Origin of the sequence: Streptomyces sp. NPDC017202, assembly GCF_044331705.1 — a bacterium.
In the GTDB taxonomy this organism is placed as follows: domain Bacteria; phylum Actinomycetota; class Actinomycetes; order Streptomycetales; family Streptomycetaceae; genus Streptomyces.
The window spans coordinates 114,002-130,550 of the sequence record NZ_JBIRNP010000011.1 but is presented as its reverse complement, the minus strand read 5'-3'; the positions used below and the strand labels follow the sequence as shown (position 1 = coordinate 130,550).

Below are 16,549 nucleotides of genomic sequence, written 5' to 3'. Positions count from 1 at the left end.
CGGGGCGCGGGGTGCGGGTCACACCGGAACGCTAGGCCGCGCGGCCCGCGCCGGGCCGCCCACGGCGCCGGACGTCAGCGTTTCGTCATGGGTCGCGCGCCCGTCCGCCGGGGTGCGCGGGCCTACGGTCGGGACATGCGAGACGATCCACGGCTTCCCTCCGCCCCCGGCTTCTGGCGCAGCCCCCTGCGCGGCCCCTGGTTCACCTCGGTGCTGGGCCTCGTCCTCCTGGCCGGCATCACCGTGCTGTTCGTGACGGGCCTGCTGTCGTACGCCGCCTACAACCCGGACCTGGCGTCGGTCAACGACAAGACGCCGGACAAGGGGATCCTCGGCTTCTACCTCTTCGCCTGGCCGACGGACCCGCACTGGCTGTACCGGCTGAACCAGGGCGTCCACGTCACCCTCGGCATCACCCTGATCCCGGTGCTGCTGGCCAAACTGTGGTCCGTGGTGCCGAAGCTGTTCGCCCTGCCGCCGGCCCGCTCGCTCGCGCACGCCCTGGAGCGGATCTCCCTGCTGCTCCTGGTCGGCGGAGCGCTCTTCGAGTTCGTGACCGGCGTGCTCAACGTCCAGCTGGACTACGTCTTCCCGGGCTCCTTCTACCCGCTGCACTTCTACGGCGCGTGGGTGTTCTTCGCCGCGTTCGCCGCCCACGCCGCCCTGAAGACCCCGGCTGCCGTACGGAACCTGCGCGGACCGCGCGGCGGGCGGGAACCGCGGCCCGGGACGGACCCGGCCCCCGGGGCGGACCCGCTGGTCTCCCCGCGGCCCGACCTCCCGACCGTCTCCCGGCGCGGCGCCCTGGGGTTCGTGGGCGGCGGCGCACTGCTGCTGTTCGCGACGACCGCCGGTCAGACCACCGACGGCCCGGTGCGGCGCACCGCCCTCCTCGCGCCGCACGGCGGACCGGACCCCGGCACCGGACCGAACGGCTTCCAGATCAACAAGACGGCCCGGTACGCGGGCATCCGCCCGTCGGAGACGGGTCCGGACGCGTGGCGGCTCGTGGTCACCGGACGCACGGGCACCGTCCGCCTCACCCGCGACGACCTCCTGCGCCTCCCGCCGCACAGCGCGGCCCTGCCCATCGCCTGCGTCGAGGGCTGGTCGACGTCCGACCAGTGGTGGCGCGGCGTGCGGCTGCGGGACCTCGCGGCGCTCGTCGGACACGAGGACGATCCGCCGGACGTGTTCGTCGAGTCCCTCCAGCGGCGCGGCGCCTTCCGGCACGCCGCCCTGCGCGCCGACCAGGTGGCCGACCCGCGCTCCCTGCTCGCCCTGTACGTCAACGGCGAGGAACTCTCCCCCGACCACGGCCACCCGGCGCGGATCATCGTGCCCGCCGCGCCCGGTGTGCTCAACACCAAGTGGGTGGCCCGCCTGACGTTCGGAGACCTGTGATGAGCCGGACACCCGTGACGAGGCCGGCGCGACGACGGATCCCCCTCGGCAGCCCTCTGCAACTCCTGATGCTCGCCTGCTCGTTCGCGCTGGCCGGCTACGCGGGCGTACGCCTGCTCGCCGGCGACCTGTTCGGCGTGGTCCTGTGGTTCGCGGGGGCCGCGGTCCTGCACGACCTGGTGCTGCTGCCCCTGTACGCGACGGCCGACCGGGCCCTGGTCCGGGGGCTGCGCACGGCCGGCCGCGCCGAGTGGACCGGGTACGTCCGCGTCCCGGCCGCCCTGTCCGCACTGCTCCTGCTGGTGTGGTTCCCGCTGATCGGCGGGACGGCGGCCGGGCGCTACCGGTCGGCCACCGGGCTCCCCGCGGACGGGTTCGCGGCCCGCTGGCTGCTGATCACCGCCGTACTCTTCGGCACCTCGGCGCTGCTGCTGGCGCTGCGGCTGCGCAGGGCGGCGAAGCAACGCCCGCCCGCCGCCCACTGATCGACGGCACTCCAGCCCGCCCGGTCCGCGTACCGGGACAGGGCCGGGGTGCCGAGCCGCGCCCACGGGAACGGACCGCTGCTCCCCGCAGGGGCCTCGGCGACGTCGACGACCTGCACCTCGGCGCGTTCGTCGACGTCCACCGGCAGGGTCTCGGCGATGAGCAGTCCGCCGGGGGAGAGGAGCCGGGCCGCCCGGTCCAGCAGGGCGCGCGGATCACCACCGATGCCGACGTTGCCGTCCATCAGCAGGACGGTGCCCCAGCGGCCCTCGCCGGGCAGCGGCTCGAAGACCGAGCGCCGCAGCGCCTGCCCGCCGAGCCGGACGGTGTGCTCGACGGCCGCCTCGCTCACGTCGACACCGAGGGCCGTACGGCCACGGGCGGCGAGTTCCGCCACCAGCCGCCCCGGCCCGCAGCCGACGTCGAGCACGGCGCCCTCGCACCGGTCCAGCACCTCCATATCGACCCGGTCGGCCCGCGCGCACCAGCGCTCCACCTCCAGCGGCAGCAGCCGGCCGTCGGCGCGGCGCAGGAACAGCGGGCCGCGACCGGCCCGCAGAGCGGTGGAGTAGGGGTCGGCCGCGGCCCAGGGGACGGCGCCGGCCCGCCGGGTTCTCATCGGTGCGCCGCCGCGCAGCGGGCCAGCCGGGCGGCGAACCGGCCGTGCGGGGCCAGCGCGGCGACCGCGCGGGCGTCCCGGGCGTCGTCCACGTCCCGCAGGCGCGGCAGATCGCACACCCGCAGCCCGGCGGCGACGAGCCGCTCGCGCTGGACGGCGCCGGTGAACGACGTCGACATGGGCACGCCCCGCAGCAGCGCGGGGTCCGGCACGGCGAGTCCCAGCGCCCAGAAACCGCCGTCCTCGGCGGGCCCGAAGTACGCGTCGCAGCCCGCGAAGTCCACCGTCAGCAGGTCCGGCGTCACCTGCGGGGTGTCCATGCCGATCAGCAGCGCGGGCCCCTCGCAGCGGGCGAAGGCCCCGGCGAGCCGCTCGTCCAGACCTCCCGCGCACTGCGGCACGACGTCGAAGCCGGGCGGCAGCCACGGTCCGGGCGCGCCGTCCAGCACGAGGAGCCGCCGGACGGCCGGAGCGGCGGCGACGGCCGCCAGGGTGTCCACGAGGGCGGCCTCCGCGAGAGCCGCCGCCTCCCACGGCGCGAACGGCGGGGTGAGCCGGGTCTTCACCCGGCCGGGCAGCGGCTCCTTCGCGATGACGAGGAGCGTGCTCACCGGGGTCGGTGCGCTCCCCGGGGCCGGCCGGATCACCGCGGGATCCCTTCGCGGGCGGGGACGTCGTTCAGGACGCGGCTCATGTCCCGGACCGCCTGCCAGGTGCCGCGCCAGGTTCCGGTGACCTTCGAGGCGCCGGTGCGGGGCAGGTAGGGGACGTCGTGCTCGGTGATCCGCCAGCCCGCGTCGGCCGCCCGCACCACCATCTCCAGCGGGTAGCCGCTGCGCCGGTCGGTGAGGCCGAGGCCGAGCAGCGCCTCGCGGCGGCCGGCCCGCAGCGGGCCCAGGTCGTGCAGGCGCAGACCGGTGCGGCGCCGCAGCAGCCGGGCCAGGGCGAGATTGCCGGCCCGGGCGTGCGCGGGCCAGCTGCCCCGGCCGTGCGGCCGCCTCCGGCCGAGCACCAGGTCGGCCCCGCCCGCGCGCACCTCCCGCACGAACGGCTCCAGCAGGGACGGGTCGAGCGAGGCGTCGCAGTCGCAGAAGCACACCACCTCGGCGGTGGCGGCGGTCAGCCCGGCGTGGCAGGCCGCGCCGAAGCCCCGGCGCGGCTCCTGGACGACGGTCGCGCCGAGCCCGAGGGCGATCTCCGCCGAACCGTCGGTGGAGCCGTTGTCCACCACGAGCGCGCGCCAGCCGGCCGGGATCCTGGCCAGCACCCAGGGCAGGGCCCCGGCCTCGTCGAGACAGGGCAGGACGACATCGACGCCGTCAGGGGGCGAGGGGGAAAGGGTCACGCCGTTCACCCTACGAACGCGAACCGGACGAACCGGACTTCGGCTCCTTACGAAACGCGGACGTCGACGTCGTGCGCACGCCCCGCGGCCCCCGCCGGCGACGTGGTGGTGCGAGGCTGGGGGCATGCAGCCGCCGTTCGATTCCCCGCAGGCAGGAACCACCGCCGGGCCCGCGCCGGGCGCCGGCGCCCGCGTCCTGGTCGTCGACGACGACCCCACGGTCGCGGAGGTCGTCACCGGCTACCTCGCCCGCGCCGGCCACACCGTCGACCGGGCCGACGACGGCCCCGCCGCCCTGGCCCGCGCCGCCGCCCACCGGCCCGACCTGGTGGTGCTCGACCTCATGCTGCCCGGCATGGACGGCCTGGAGGTCTGCCGCAGGCTGCGCGGCCACGGGCCCGTCCCCGTCATCATGCTCACCGCCCGGGGCGACGAGGACGACCGCATCCTCGGCCTGGAAGTGGGCGCCGACGACTACGTCACCAAACCCTTCAGCCCGCGCGAACTCGTCCTGCGGGTGGAGTCCGTGCTGCGCCGCGCCCGGCCCGCCACCGCGGCGCCCCCGCTGAGCGCGGCCGGCCTGACGATCGACCCCACCGCCCGCCGCGCCACCAAGAACGGCACCGAACTCGCCCTCACCCTGCGCGAGTTCGACCTCCTCGCCTTCCTCCTGCGGCACCCGGGAAGGGCGTTCGGCCGCGAGGACCTGATGCGTGAGGTGTGGGGCTGGGACTTCGGCGACCTGTCCACCGTCACCGTCCACGTCCGCAGGCTGCGCGGCAAGGTCGAGGACGACCCGGCCCGCCCGCGCCTGATCCAGACCGTGTGGGGCGTGGGCTACCGCTTCGACCCCCGCGGCCAGGAGGCCGGCTGACCATGCGCGACACCCTCCTCATCGCCCTGTACGCCTTCGCCGGAGCCGCCGCCACCGGCATCGCCGGAGCGGCCGCGCTGCGCCTGATCCGGCGTCGCTCGCTCACCGCCTCGCTCGCCGTGGTCGCCGCCGTCGGGGTGGTCGCGATGCTCGCGGGCACCCTCGCCGTCGCCCGGGCGATGTTCCTGTCCCCGCACGACCTCACCGTGGTGACCACCGTCGTGGCGATGGCCGCCGTGGTCTCCCTCGCGACCGCGATGCTCCTGGGCCGCTGGGTCGTCGCCCGCAGCCGCGCGCTCACCGCCGCCGCCCGCTCCTTCGGCGACGGCGGTTCCTTCGCCGTCCCCGCGGGCCCGACGACCGCCGAACTGGACTCGCTGAGCCGGGAGCTGGCGTCGACCAGCGCCCGGCTCGCCGAGTCCCGCGACCGCGAGCGCGCCCTGGAGACCTCCCGGCGCGAACTGGTCGCCTGGATCTCCCACGACCTGCGCACCCCGCTCGCCGGCCTGCGCGCCATGTCGGAGGCGCTGGAGGACGGGGTGGCCGCCGACCCGGGCCGCTATCTGCGGCAGATCCGCACCGAGGTCGAACGCCTCAACGACATGGTCGGCGACCTCTTCGAACTCTCCCGCATCCACGCCGGAACCCTCTCGCTCACCCCCGCCCGCATGTCCCTGTACGACCTCGTCGGCGACGCCCTCGCCGGCGCCGACCCCCTCGCCCGCGAGCACGGCGTCCGCCTCGTCGGCCACCCCGTCGAGGCGGTGCCGGTGGAGGTCGACGGCAGGGAGATGAGCCGCGTCCTGGGAAACCTCCTGGTCAACGCGATCCGGCGGACCCCCGCCGACGGCACGGTCGCGGTGAGCGCCGAGAGCTGCCCGGACGGGGTCGTGGTGTCCGTGACCGACGGCTGCGGCGGCATCCCCGAGGAGGACCTGCCGCGCGTCTTCGACACCGGCTGGCGCGGCACCCACGCCCGCACCCCGCCGGCCGGTGCGGGCCTGGGCCTCGCCATCGTGCGGGGCATCGTGGAGGCCCACCGGGGGCGCGCCACCGTCCGCAACATCCCGGGCGGCTGCCGCTTCGAGGTGACCCTGCCCACGGCGCCGTAGCCGGCCAGTTCCGGCCCGCCCGCCCGGCCGGCCGGGCTCAGGCCTCGCGCAGCCCGGCCCGCGCGAACTCCCGCATCCCCTCCGCGAATCCGACCTCGGGCTGCCAGCCGAGGTCGGCCCGCAGCCGGGCGGAGTCCGCGGTGACGTGCCGTACGTCGCCCAGCCGGTACTCGCCGGTGACCACGGGCTCGGGGCCGCCGTACGCGGCGGCCAGCGCACGGGCCGTCTCGCCCACCGTGCGCGGCTCGCCGCTGCCGGTGTTGTACGCCGTGAGCAGGCCGGCCGGACCCCGCGCCTCCAGGGCGGCCAGGTTGGCCGCGGCCACGTCCCGCACGTGCACGAAGTCCCGCCGCTGCCGGCCGTCCTCGAAGACGCGCGGGGCCTCGCCCCGGGCGAGCGCGGAACGGAAGAAGGAAGCCACACCGGCGTACGGCGTGTCGCGGGGCATCCGCGGTCCGTACACGTTGTGGTAGCGCAGCGAGACCGCCGAACCGCCGGTGGCGCGCGCCCACGCGGCGGCCAGGTGCTCCTGCGCGAGCTTGGTCGTCGCGTACACGTTGCGCGGGTCGAGGGGAGCGTCCTCGCCGACCAGCCCGGGGGACAGGCTCTCCCCGCACGCCGGACACGGCGGCTCGAACCGGCCCGCGTCCAGGTCGGCGACGGCCCGCGGCCCCGGCCGTACGACACCGTGCCGCGCGCACGCGTAGCGCCCCTCGCCGTACACGACCATCGACCCGGCCAGCACGAGGTGCCGTACGCCCGCTTCGGCCATGGCGGCGAGCAGCACCGCCGTCCCCAGATCGTTGCGGGAGACGTACTCCGCCGCGTCGGCGACCCCGTCGCCGAGCCCGACCATCGCCGCCTGATGGCAGACGGCGTCGACACCGGCGAGCGCGGCGGCCACGGCCGCCGGATCGCGGACGTCCGCGGCCGGATCCTCTCGCACGTCGAACACCAGCGGCTCGTGCCCGCGCGCCCGCAGCGCGTCGACGACATGGGACCCGATGAACCCGGCACCGCCGGTGACCAGTACACGCATGCGCCCACGCTAGGACCGCCGCCCCGCCCCGCACCGCGACCCGCCCGGCACGTCACCACTCCGTAAGGCGGGGTCGGACCGGACCCCCGCACGCCGTTGTCGGTGCCGTGGGGCACGGTGTCCGCGGCGAGGCCGGCGGCCGGACCACCAGCCGGGCGGGGAAGGTGGCGGGTCCTCACGGACCCGGCCGGCCATCCCTTCTGCCTGGTGCGGCGCTGACGCCCCGAGGACCGACCGGGGCCGTCGCCGACGGCCGGCCGAGTGGGGCCGAAGGCGGTCCCGGCAAGGCTCTGGCAGAGGGTTGTAAGGGATTCAAGAAGTTCGGTCGACCGTGTTGACTCGGCTGCCGGGCGCCTGCACATTACCTACGGGTAGAACCACCGGGTAACCATGCGACCCGCACCGGACGATCGTCGGTGTGCGTCTTCGCGCACGGGGAGCCGTCGGCACTCTTCCCGCCCCGCTCGAGCCGCTGTATTCCTCGCGTTCCGTACGTCCGTAGGCATCGCCGTGCCCGCTTTCGTCGCGTCCGCACTCCCGAGAATCGAGAGCACATGCCGAAGCCCGCCTCCCGCAATGTCATGACCGCGTCATTCGCGGCGGTCGGTGCGCTGGCCCTCAGTCTCACCGGGGCCCCCGCACAGGCAGCCACCCCCCTCGACTACGCCGCCCTCGGCGACAGTTACAGCGCCGGTTCGGGAGTCCTCCCGGTCGACCTCTCCAGCCCGCTGTGCCTGCGGTCCACGGCCAACTACCCCCACGTCATCGCCTCCCGGACGGGCGCCCGCCTCACGGACGTGACCTGCGGCGCCGCCCAGACCAAGGACTTCACCCAGGCCCAGTACCCGGGCGTCGCCGCCCAGGTGAACGCCCTCGACGCGGGGACCGACCTGGTCACGCTGACCATCGGCGGCAACGACAACGGGACCTTCATCAACGCCGTGACGGCGTGCGCCGCCGCGGGCGTCCTCAGCGGCGGCCAGGGCAGTCCCTGCAAGGACGCCAACGGCACGAGCTTCGACGACCAGATCGACGCGAGCACCTATCCCGCCCTCAGGGCAGCCCTCGGCAGCGTCCGCGCCAAGGCCCCCGGCGCCCGGGTGGCCGTGCTGGGCTACCCCTGGATCACGCCCGCCACCGCGGACCCGTCCTGCTTCGCGAAACTGCCGATCGCCACCGGCGACGTGCCCTACCTGCGCGGCATCCAGGCCCACCTCAACGCCGTCGTCCGGCGCGCCGCCGAGGAGAACGGGGCCACCTACGTCGACTTCGCCCAGGCGTCCGACGGCCACGACGCGTGCAAGCCCGTGGGCACCCGGTGGATCGAGCCCCTCCTCTTCGGCAACAGCGTCGTTCCCGTCCACCCCAACGCCCTCGGCGAGCGCCGCATGGCCGAACAGACCATGAACGTCCTGGGACTCGGCTGACGGAGCGTCCGGCGGCGGCCGCGAGGCCCGTCGCCGGACCGCCGCCCCCGGCGCGGGCCTCCGCCCGCGCCGGGCAACGGTCCCGGGGCGTACGGCACCTGGTGACCACGGGCAGTCCGCGCCGCAGACCCGTGGCGAGGCCGAGCAGTCACCGTCGCTGCCACACCGCACACCGCACACCGCACTCGGCGGCCGGCGCGCGGCGGCCGATCCGCCGGGTCGGCGACACGGCGGGTCAGGACACCTGGCGTGCCCGGCGCGCCGGGCTCTTGCGTCCGTCGGGCCACAGGCGTGGCTTCCGCTTCGCCGCGATGTCCTCGATCCAGCCGGTCGCCAGGATCATCACCCCGATGAGGGGCCAGACCAGGACGAACATCCACAGCATGTACGTGGAGTCGAGGAAGCCCGTGGCGCCGTCGCCCTCCATGAAGGGCAGTCCGTACAGCGTGTCGATGACCGGGACGGTGGCCATGATGAGCATGTTGTGCCACAGGTAGATCGTGACGGCGCGGTTGTTGGACAGGGTGATCAGCCGGTCCCAGCGGGCCAGCCGGCGCGGGAGTTCCTGCCACGAGGGCGAGTACTGGAGCAGGATCACCACGAATCCGAAGGACCAGGTCGCCTGGGCCAGCGGGATGTCGTTGAGGTCCCAGCCGTCCGGCCCCAGGTGCCCCGAGGCCCACCACAGGCCGAAGGCCATGACGAGCGCGGAGCAGGAGACCGCGACATAGCGCGGGATCCGTGCGAGCAGCCCGTCCTGGTGGGCGAAGCCCAGCACCCAGCAGCCGCCGTAGACCGCGAAGTCGCCGACCGCGTTGCCGGTCTCGCCGGGTATGGACACGACCCCCGTGCCCACCACCGCCGTCAGCGCCAGCGGCGCGAACAGCGTGACCCAGGGCGCCCTGCGGAACGCCCGGAGCAGCAGCGGCGAGGCGAGCACGAACCACAGGTAGGCCCGCAGGTACCACAGCACACCGGCCGCCTGCACCGCCCAGGTGTTCTCCAGCAGGCCGGACTTGGAACCGATGCTCCAGGGGAACGGCGGCGCACCGAACGGGACGACGTAGTTGAGCAGTTCGACGACGCCCAGGGCGCCCCCGTGGTCCGGGTCCTCCAGCGGGTTCCAGCCCCCGGCGAACAGCAGGGCCAGCACGGCCGCGCCGAACACCCACAGCGGGGGCAGGAGCCGCCGGACCCGGCCCCGGATCACGCCCGCCGCGGGACGCTTCAGCGAACGCGCCATCAACGAACCCGCCAGGGCGAACATGACGCCCATGGACGGGAACAGCACGGTCAGCCAGGCCCAGCCGAACAGGTGGTAGACGACCACACGGACCAGCGCGATCGTCCGCAGCAGGTCGAGGTAGCGGTCACGGCCCGGCTTCTTCGCGGCGGCCGTGGCCTCGGCCACGGCCACCGCGGACGGTTCCGGGAAGGCGCTCGCGATCCGCTGCCGGGGGACGCCGAACGCCGGCGTCCGCTCGGCACCCGTGTCCGTCCCGGTCGAGTGACCCCGGCTCATGCGACGGGCCTCCGATCGGTGGTGTCACCGGTGTGCTGCCGCGGCACCGGGCCGCCCGGCGCCTCGACGACACCGGTGCGGCGCAGTTTCTGCCAGCGCAGCCGGCCGCCGGTGAGGGCGGTGATCCAGGACTGGAGCAGGACGACGTACATCAGCTGGCGGTAGAGGATCTGCTGGAGGGGCAGCGAGATCAGGTGGGTCATGCGTTCGCGGTCGAGCCGGAAGGCGTAGGCCGCGCACACCGCCTGGACGGCGAGCACGCCCAGCCAGGCCAAGATCGTCTTCTGCGTGGGCCCGAAGACCACCCCGTAGAGGAGGAAGACGTCGATGAGCGGCGCCAGCAGCGGGGCCACCACCATGAAGAGCGAGACCAGCGGCAGCCCGACCCGGCCGAAGCGGCCCGACGCACCGCGCTCGACGACCGCCCGGCGGTGCTTCCAGATCGCCTGCATGGTGCCGTACGACCAGCGGTAGCGCTGGGACCACAGCTGCTGCACCGACTCCGGGGCCTCGGTCCAGGCGCGGGCCTTCTCCGCGTAGACCACCTTCCAGCCGTCGCGGTGCAGTGCCATGGTGATGTCGGTGTCCTCGGCGAGGGTGTCGTCGCTCATGCCGCCGACCCGCTCCAGGGCGGTGCGGCGGAACGCGCCCACCGCGCCGGGGATGGTGGGCATGCAGCCCAGGACGTCGTACATGCGGCGGTCGAGGTTGAAGCCCATCACGTACTCGATGTGCTGCCAGGCGCCGATCAGCGAGTCCTTGTTGCCGACCTTGGCGTTGCCGGCGACGGCGCCGACGCGCGGGTCGCCGAAGGGCTGCACCAGCTCGCGGACGGTGGACGGCTCGAAGACGGTGTCGCCGTCCATCATCACGACGATGTCGTGCCGGGCGCCCGCGATGCCCCGGTTGAGGGCGGCGGGCTTGCCCGCGTTGAGCTGGCGGACGACGCGTACGCCGGGCAGGCCGAGGTCCTCCACGATGCGGGCGGTGCCGTCGGAGGAGCCGTCGTCGATGACGAGGACCTCGATGGGGTGCTCACCGGCCATCAGCGAGCGGACCGTGTTCTCGATGCACTTGGCCTCGTTGTACGCCGGGACCAGCACCGACACCGGTTCGGTGACCGGCGGGCCCCAGCTGAACCCGGGCCCCCGCACCCTGCGGGAGTGCAGGGCGGACAACAACAGCATCAGCACGAACCGGCTGATGACCAGGACACCGATCGCCGCGAGGCCGACCATCAGTACACCGGTGATGTTCTCGGCGGCCCCGACCAGGAAGATCCAGGCCTTTCCCTTCCACAGGTCGAGGCCGGTGACCTCGGTGTGCGCGCTGGGCGCGCCGAGGGCGTCGGTGAGGTTGTCGAACGCGTAACCCCGGGACTGGAGGTCGGGCAGGAACCGGTCCAGTGCCTCGACGGTCTGGTGGCGGTCGCCGCCGGAGTCGTGCATCAGGACGATCGCGCCCTCGCCGCCCTCGGGCGTGGCCCGCCGGATGATCTCCTCGACGCCGGGCTTCTTCCAGTCCTCGCTGTCGGTGTCGTTGACGACGCTGAGGTAGCCGCGCGAGCCGATGTACTCGGTGACCGGCCAGGACTTGTCGTCCATCGCGTCGGCGAAGGACGAGTACGGCGGCCGGAACAGCGAGGTGCGGATGCCCGCGGCGCCGGTCAGGGCGAGCTGGTTCTGCGACAGCTCCCAGTCGATGCGCTTCTTCGACTGGTAGGACAGGTCGGGGTGGTTGAAGGTGTGCAGGCCGATCTCGTGGCCCTCGTCGACCATCCGCCGGACCAGGTCGGGGTAGCGGGAGGCCATGGTGCCGGTGACGAAGAACACCGCGTGGGCGTGGTGCTTCGCGAGCACGTCCAGCACCTTCGGCGTCCACTCCGGGTCGGGGCCGTCGTCGAAGGTGAGGACCAGGTGGTGGTCGGGCACCTCCCGACTGGCGGTGCGGCCGCCGCGGGTGTCGATGACCGGGCCGCCGTCCAGGATCTCGTCGGGCACCCGGTCGGTGGACGCCTCGGGCTGGATGCGGTGGTCGGCCAGGATCTCGCTGTGCACGTAACCGCGCAGCATCAGCATCGCCATCACGGCCACCAGGACAGCGGTGGGCAGCATCAGGCGCATCGGGACGCGGCGGCGTCGGACGGCGCTGTCACGGGCCGCGGGGGCGGCCCGGCGACGGCGAGCGGGAAATGCCATCGGAAGGTGTGCTCCAGGGACGGGAGGGAGAGCGGACTGCGCGGAGCGCGGGTTCAGGGGGCGGACGACAGGACGCCCATGTCGCCGATGTCGATGCCGGTGCCGGTGCCGTCGTCGGGGGTCGGCGAGGGGGCGCCGCCGCTGTCGGGCCGGCTCGTCTCGGGCTCGGGCGCGGACGGGGAGGCGGACGCGGACGAGGCCGGGGTGGTGGGGCTGGAGGCGGTCGCCGTGGCGGCGGGGTTCCGGGTCGTCGTCCCGGTGGACGCCTCGGGCGGCGCGGACACCGCCGGCCGACCGGGGCCGGTGCTCGCACCGGACGTGTCAGTGGCGCCGGCCGTGGCCGCGGTCGACGCGGCCGAGCCCGACGGGCCCGCGCTCGGCGCGGCGCCGGCCGAGCCCGAGGGGCTCGCCGTGGCCGACGGCTCGGAGGAGGTCTCGACCTGTTCGGCGGGCGTGTCGTCGGCCTGCCCCGGCAGGGGCAGCCACGGTGCGCTGGAGTTGCCGGAGACGAGGGTGGCCACGATGACGAGGGCGTACACGGAGCAGGTGATGCCGACGGCCGCGCCCAGCCTGCGCAGCCGACGGCTGCGGCGGCCCGACTCGTCGACGAAGACGGGCCTTCCGGCGCCGTCCTGGGACTCGGGCCCGCCGTCGCGGGACGCCGGGGATATCTCCGCGAGCTGAACCGTCGGTTCGTGCGGGTCGTCGACGGCTCCGGCCGTGCCGGCGTCCGTGAGGTCCGGGAAGAGCGCGGCACCGGCGGGCAGGGTGGCCGTCGCCTCGGTGCGCGCGGACTCGGGTTCGTCCCCGGTCTCCCAGAAGCTCAGGGCTCGCGCCTTCCTCGTCCGCGTGCCGGTGCCGCGCCCGCCGAACACGGAGTCGTCGGTCGCGAACGCGCCGTCCGCTTCTTTCGGTTGGGTGTCATCCAGCCAATTTTCCACTTACCCACCCCCCACGGGACTGCTGCGGGGATGCGTGGACGGGCCCAGCACACGCCGACCGAACCGGGATCTCACCTGGTCAGCACGCCCCTTGGTAGTTGATTCTTTGATCAGGGACTATAACTTACGTGAGGAAAACGTGAAGTTCGTGTCGGAAATGTGAAGGTGACGCTCTCCTGGGAGTGACTGAAAATGATCCTCGCACGTCGGCCCCCCGCGGAAGCACGTCGATCTCACGGGCTGGGACGATGTTCACGGGTGGTGCATAGGTGACTGCTCGGTAGTTCCTTTCATAAGACGCTTGTCGGACATGGATCCACCGGTGCGCACCCAGGTCGCGGCCGACCCGCTCGACCTGCCGGGTGTGACGCAGCACACGGAGATCCGAGGTGCGATCTCGGAATGCGCGGGCCTCCGCCGTCGCTTCAGTCCCTTTGGGCCTTCTCCGTTCCGGGGGCGCACCGGGCGACGGCGGCCGGCGCGACTGGCCACGGGAGCGGCACGACCACGGTCCCCGTCCGCTCCGCCCCATCCGGATCGCCCGCGAAAGGTGTCCCCGCTCCATGCCCCTGGCTCTGCTGTCCCTCGCTGTCGTCGCGTTCGGCATCGGCACGACCGAGTTCGCCACCATGGGACTGCTCCCCCAGATCGCCGAAGGGATCGGCGTGTCCGTGCCCCAGGCCGGCAACGTCGTCTCCGCCTACGCGCTCGGCGTCGTCGTCGGTGCCCCCGTACTGACCGGCATCGGCGCCCGCATCTCCCACAAGCGGCTCCTGCTCTGGCTGTCCGGGCTGTTCGTGGCCGGCAACCTCGCCTCCGCCGTCGCCCCCGACTTCGGCCTGCTGTTCGCCGCACGCTTCCTGGCGGGCCTGCCGCACGGTGCGCTCTTCGGCGTGGGAGCCGTCGTGGCCTCCCGGCTCGTCGCCCCGGACCGTGCCGCGCGCGCCGTCTCGAAGATGTTCCTGGGACTCACCATCGCCAACATCGTCGGCGTACCGGCCGGCACGGCCCTCGGGCAGCAGTTGGGCTGGCGGTACGCCTACTGCGCGGTGGCCGTCATCGGACTCGTCGCCCTCGCCGCGCTGGCCGCCTTCGTCCCTCACCAGCCGCGCAGCGATCAGGCGGGCATCCGCCGCGAACTGCGGGCGATGGGGAACCGGCAGGTGGCCGTCGGACTGGCCACCGCCGTCGTGGGCTTCGGCGGCTTCTTCGCCGTCTACAGCTACCTCGTCCCGATGCTGACGCACCTGACGGGCCTCGCCGAGTCCTCGACCACCTGGGTCCTCGCCCTCTACGGCGCCGGAATGACCCTGGGCACGCTGGTCGCGGGCCCGTTGACCGACCGCGCCCTGCGCCCCACCCTGTACGGCGGGCTCGCCGTGCTCGGCGCGTCGCTCGTGGTGTTCTACTTCACGGTCCACAGCACCGTACTCGCCCTGGTGACGCTCGTCTTCATGGGCGCGATGGGCGCCCTGGTCACCACGCCGGTGCAGATGCTGCTCATGCTCAAGGCGAAGGACGCCCCGACGATGGCGGCGGCCTCCAACCACTCCGCCTTCAACCTGGCCAACGCGGGCGGCGCCTGGCTCGGCGGCCTGGCCATCTCGGCCGGCTGGGGCTGGGCCTCGCCCGCCCTGGTCGGCGCGGCCCTCGCCGCCGCGGGCCTCGGCCTCGCCTTCACCGGCGGCCGCATGGACCGCGGCAGCGGCACCTCCGAGGTGATCACGTCCTCGGGCGCGGGGGTGCCGGCGGAGGCGGCCGGAGAGGTGACGACGGCCGGCGAGACGGGTCGCGCCTAGACTCCGTCGCCGCCTTCCCGCCTTCCCGCCTTCTCGCCTTCCCGCCTTCCCGGACGGCGGGAAGGCGGCGACGGGACCTGGCGCCGGTGAACGGTCCGGCCCGGACTGTCGGTCGTCGTACGCGTCGGCCGTCGGTCGGCCGGGATGAGCTCCGCCTGGTGGTCCACACCGAAACTCTTGACAGGCTTATTGCTCACTCCTTAAATCACATAGTGAACTAAGTGTTTCCCCCCCACCGCCCCATGCTGCGCCGACCAGTCGATCCCGTCCGCGTGCACGCATATATGTCATGTGCATGCAGTCGCTGGTCTCCGCGTCATGCTCGACGAAGGGAGAGTCATGGACTCCCCGCGTTTTCCCCGCCGCCTCCTGTGGTCCCTCGCCCCGCTCCTCGCCTTCGCGTCGCTGTCCACCGGGCTCGCGCAGGGCGCGTCGCCCGCGCCGGAGGCCGCCACGCCCGCCGTCGCCGAGGCCCGGGCGGCCGCCGTCACCTTCTCCGACGAGTTCGACGGGCCCGCGGGCGCCGCCGTGGACGGCGCCAAGTGGCAGACCGAGACCGGCGACAACGTCGACAACCACGAGCGGCAGTACTACACGGCGGGCAACCGCAACGCCGCCCTGGACGGCCAGGGCCATCTGGTCATCACCGCCCGCCGCGAGAACCCCGGCGACTACCCGTGCTGGTACGGGCGGTGCGAGTACACCTCCGCCCGGCTGAACACGGCAGGCCGGTTCACCACCACGTACGGCCACGTCGAGGCCCGGATGAAGATTCCGCGCGGCCAGGGCATGTGGCCCGCCTTCTGGATGCTGGGCAACGACATCGGCCAGGTCGGCTGGCCGAACTCGGGCGAGATCGACGTCATGGAGAACGTGGGCTTCGAGCCGTCCGCCGTGCACGGCACCCTGCACGGGCCCGGCTACTCGGGGTCCGGGGGCATCGGCGCCGGGTACACCCTGCCCGGCGGGCAGGTCTTCGCCGACGCCTTCCACACCTTCGCCGTCGACTGGAGCCCGAACGCGATCACCTGGTCCGTCGACGGCACGGTCTACCAGCGGCGCACCCCCGCCGACCTCGGCGGCCGGCAGTGGGTCTTCGACAAGCCCTTCTTCCTCATCCTCAACCTCGCGGTCGGCGGTTACTGGCCCGGTGACCCCGACGGCAGCACGGTCTTCCCGCAGCAGCTCCTCGTCGACTACGTCCGCGTCAGCACCGACACCGCCCAGCCGGGTGGCAGCGGCCCCATCACCGGCGTCGGCGGCAAGTGCGTCGACGTGGCCGGGGCCAACGCCGCGAACGGCACGGCCGTACAGCTCTACGACTGCAACGGCACCGCCGCGCAGCGGTGGACGGTCGGCGGCGACGGCACGATCCGCGCGCTCGGCAAGTGCCTGGACGTGGCCTCCGGCGGCACGGCCGACGGCACCCTCGTGCAGCTCTGGGACTGCAACGGGTCCGCCGCCCAGCAGTGGGCCGTCCCCGCCGCGCGGGACGTCGTCAACCCGCAGGCCGACAAGTGCCTGGACGCGACCGGCGGCAGCTCGGCCAACGGGACCCGGCTGCAGATCTGGACCTGCACCGGAGCGGTCAACCAGAAGTGGACGGTGACCCGTTGACCACGCGTCTGCCGCACCGCCCCGCGGCGACCGCGCCGGGCCTCACCGCGGCCGGTGCCTGACCCGCTCTCCTCGCGTCACCCCGCACGGGCCGGCGGCAGCGCCGCCCGTGCCGCGGCGAGGATCTCGTCGGACGGCCGGGAGTCCTCGACCGCGCGGGCCGGGG

General features: G+C 74.0%; 13 protein-coding genes. 6 read left to right on the top strand and 7 right to left on the bottom strand.

Going from position 1 to position 16,549, the window contains the following annotated elements:
* Positions 1–135: 135 nt before the first annotated feature.
* Positions 136–1,404 (top strand): molybdopterin-dependent oxidoreductase, encoded by a 1,269-nt coding sequence (locus tag ACH4N1_RS22175; protein ID WP_398099376.1) that lies wholly within the window; start codon positions 136–138, stop codon positions 1,402–1,404.
* 340 nt (positions 1,405–1,744) lie between these two features.
* On the opposite strand, the gene ACH4N1_RS22170 is transcribed toward ACH4N1_RS22175, so the two are convergent.
* From ACH4N1_RS22170 to ACH4N1_RS22160, 3 genes are read right to left on the bottom strand one after another with little or no spacing between them, the layout of a single operon-like run.
* Positions 1,745–2,509, bottom strand: coding sequence for a class I SAM-dependent methyltransferase (locus ACH4N1_RS22170; protein WP_398099375.1), 765 nt, complete (start codon positions 2,507–2,509; stop codon positions 1,745–1,747).
* Positions 2,506–3,120, bottom strand: coding sequence for a DUF2064 domain-containing protein (locus ACH4N1_RS22165; RefSeq protein WP_398099373.1), 615 nt, complete (start codon positions 3,118–3,120; stop codon positions 2,506–2,508). Before ACH4N1_RS22165 ends, ACH4N1_RS22170 begins: the two co-directional genes overlap by 4 nt.
* A gap of 32 nt (positions 3,121–3,152) precedes the next feature.
* Positions 3,153–3,863: a glycosyltransferase family 2 protein gene (locus ACH4N1_RS22160; RefSeq protein WP_398099372.1), complete on the bottom strand. Its 711-nt coding sequence runs from the start codon at positions 3,861–3,863 to the stop codon at positions 3,153–3,155.
* Between the two features lie 115 nt (positions 3,864–3,978).
* On the opposite strand from ACH4N1_RS22160, the gene ACH4N1_RS22155 reads away from it, so the two are divergent.
* Positions 3,979–4,728 carry a response regulator transcription factor gene (locus tag ACH4N1_RS22155; RefSeq protein WP_398099370.1) on the top strand — a complete coding sequence of 250 codons (750 nt, stop codon included), beginning with the start codon at positions 3,979–3,981 and terminating at the stop codon, positions 4,726–4,728.
* A gap of 2 nt (positions 4,729–4,730) precedes the next feature.
* On the top strand, positions 4,731–5,840 hold the full coding sequence (locus ACH4N1_RS22150; protein ID WP_398099368.1) for a sensor histidine kinase: 1,110 nt from the start codon (positions 4,731–4,733) through the stop codon (positions 5,838–5,840).
* A gap of 37 nt (positions 5,841–5,877) precedes the next feature.
* On the opposite strand, the gene ACH4N1_RS22145 is transcribed toward ACH4N1_RS22150, so the two are convergent.
* Complete coding sequence (locus tag ACH4N1_RS22145; protein WP_398099366.1) at positions 5,878–6,879, bottom strand: NAD-dependent epimerase/dehydratase family protein; 1,002 nt, start codon at positions 6,877–6,879, stop codon at positions 5,878–5,880.
* Between the two features lie 554 nt (positions 6,880–7,433).
* Between ACH4N1_RS22145 and ACH4N1_RS22140 the strand changes: the two genes are divergently transcribed.
* Positions 7,434–8,306 (top strand): SGNH/GDSL hydrolase family protein, encoded by an 873-nt coding sequence (locus ACH4N1_RS22140; RefSeq protein ID WP_398099364.1) that lies wholly within the window; start codon positions 7,434–7,436, stop codon positions 8,304–8,306.
* Between the two features lie 235 nt (positions 8,307–8,541).
* Here ACH4N1_RS22140 and ACH4N1_RS22135 read toward each other — a convergent pair whose 3' ends face one another.
* The 3 genes from ACH4N1_RS22135 to ACH4N1_RS22125 form a co-directional block, all read right to left on the bottom strand.
* Positions 8,542–9,828 carry an acyltransferase gene (locus tag ACH4N1_RS22135; RefSeq protein WP_398099363.1) on the bottom strand — a complete coding sequence of 429 codons (1,287 nt, stop codon included), beginning with the start codon at positions 9,826–9,828 and terminating at the stop codon, positions 8,542–8,544.
* Entirely contained in the window at positions 9,825–11,951 is a 2,127-nt protein-coding gene (locus tag ACH4N1_RS22130; RefSeq protein ID WP_398099569.1) for a polysaccharide deacetylase family protein, read from the bottom strand. Before ACH4N1_RS22130 ends, ACH4N1_RS22135 begins: the two co-directional genes overlap by 4 nt.
* A 128-nt stretch (positions 11,952–12,079) precedes the next feature.
* Positions 12,080–12,967: a hypothetical protein gene (locus ACH4N1_RS22125; protein ID WP_398099361.1), complete on the bottom strand. Its 888-nt coding sequence runs from the start codon at positions 12,965–12,967 to the stop codon at positions 12,080–12,082.
* Positions 12,968–13,530: 563 nt separating this feature from the next.
* On the opposite strand from ACH4N1_RS22125, the gene ACH4N1_RS22120 reads away from it, so the two are divergent.
* Positions 13,531–14,766 carry an MFS transporter gene (locus ACH4N1_RS22120; protein ID WP_398099360.1) on the top strand — a complete coding sequence of 412 codons (1,236 nt, stop codon included), beginning with the start codon at positions 13,531–13,533 and terminating at the stop codon, positions 14,764–14,766.
* A 339-nt stretch (positions 14,767–15,105) separates the two neighbouring features.
* Positions 15,106–16,383, top strand: a complete 1,278-nt coding sequence (locus ACH4N1_RS22115) for a ricin-type beta-trefoil lectin domain protein (RefSeq protein WP_398099358.1) — start codon at positions 15,106–15,108, stop codon at positions 16,381–16,383.
* Positions 16,384–16,549: the final 166 nt, after the last annotated feature.

Coding starts and splice junctions, on each gene's coding strand:
- ACH4N1_RS22175 (WP_398099376.1), top strand. CDS start 136: ATGCGAGACGATCCACGGCTTCCCTCCGCCCCCGGCTTCTGGCGCAGC.
- ACH4N1_RS22170 (WP_398099375.1), bottom strand. CDS start 2,509: ATGAGAACCCGGCGGGCCGGCGCCGTCCCCTGGGCCGCGGCCGACCCC.
- ACH4N1_RS22155 (WP_398099370.1), top strand. CDS start 3,979: ATGCAGCCGCCGTTCGATTCCCCGCAGGCAGGAACCACCGCCGGGCCC.
- ACH4N1_RS22150 (WP_398099368.1), top strand. CDS start 4,731: ATGCGCGACACCCTCCTCATCGCCCTGTACGCCTTCGCCGGAGCCGCC.
- ACH4N1_RS22145 (WP_398099366.1), bottom strand. CDS start 6,879: ATGCGTGTACTGGTCACCGGCGGTGCCGGGTTCATCGGGTCCCATGTC.
- ACH4N1_RS22140 (WP_398099364.1), top strand. CDS start 7,434: ATGCCGAAGCCCGCCTCCCGCAATGTCATGACCGCGTCATTCGCGGCG.
- ACH4N1_RS22135 (WP_398099363.1), bottom strand. CDS start 9,828: ATGAGCCGGGGTCACTCGACCGGGACGGACACGGGTGCCGAGCGGACG.
- ACH4N1_RS22130 (WP_398099569.1), bottom strand. CDS start 11,951: ATGCGCCTGATGCTGCCCACCGCTGTCCTGGTGGCCGTGATGGCGATG.
- ACH4N1_RS22120 (WP_398099360.1), top strand. CDS start 13,531: ATGCCCCTGGCTCTGCTGTCCCTCGCTGTCGTCGCGTTCGGCATCGGC.
- ACH4N1_RS22115 (WP_398099358.1), top strand. CDS start 15,106: ATGGACTCCCCGCGTTTTCCCCGCCGCCTCCTGTGGTCCCTCGCCCCG.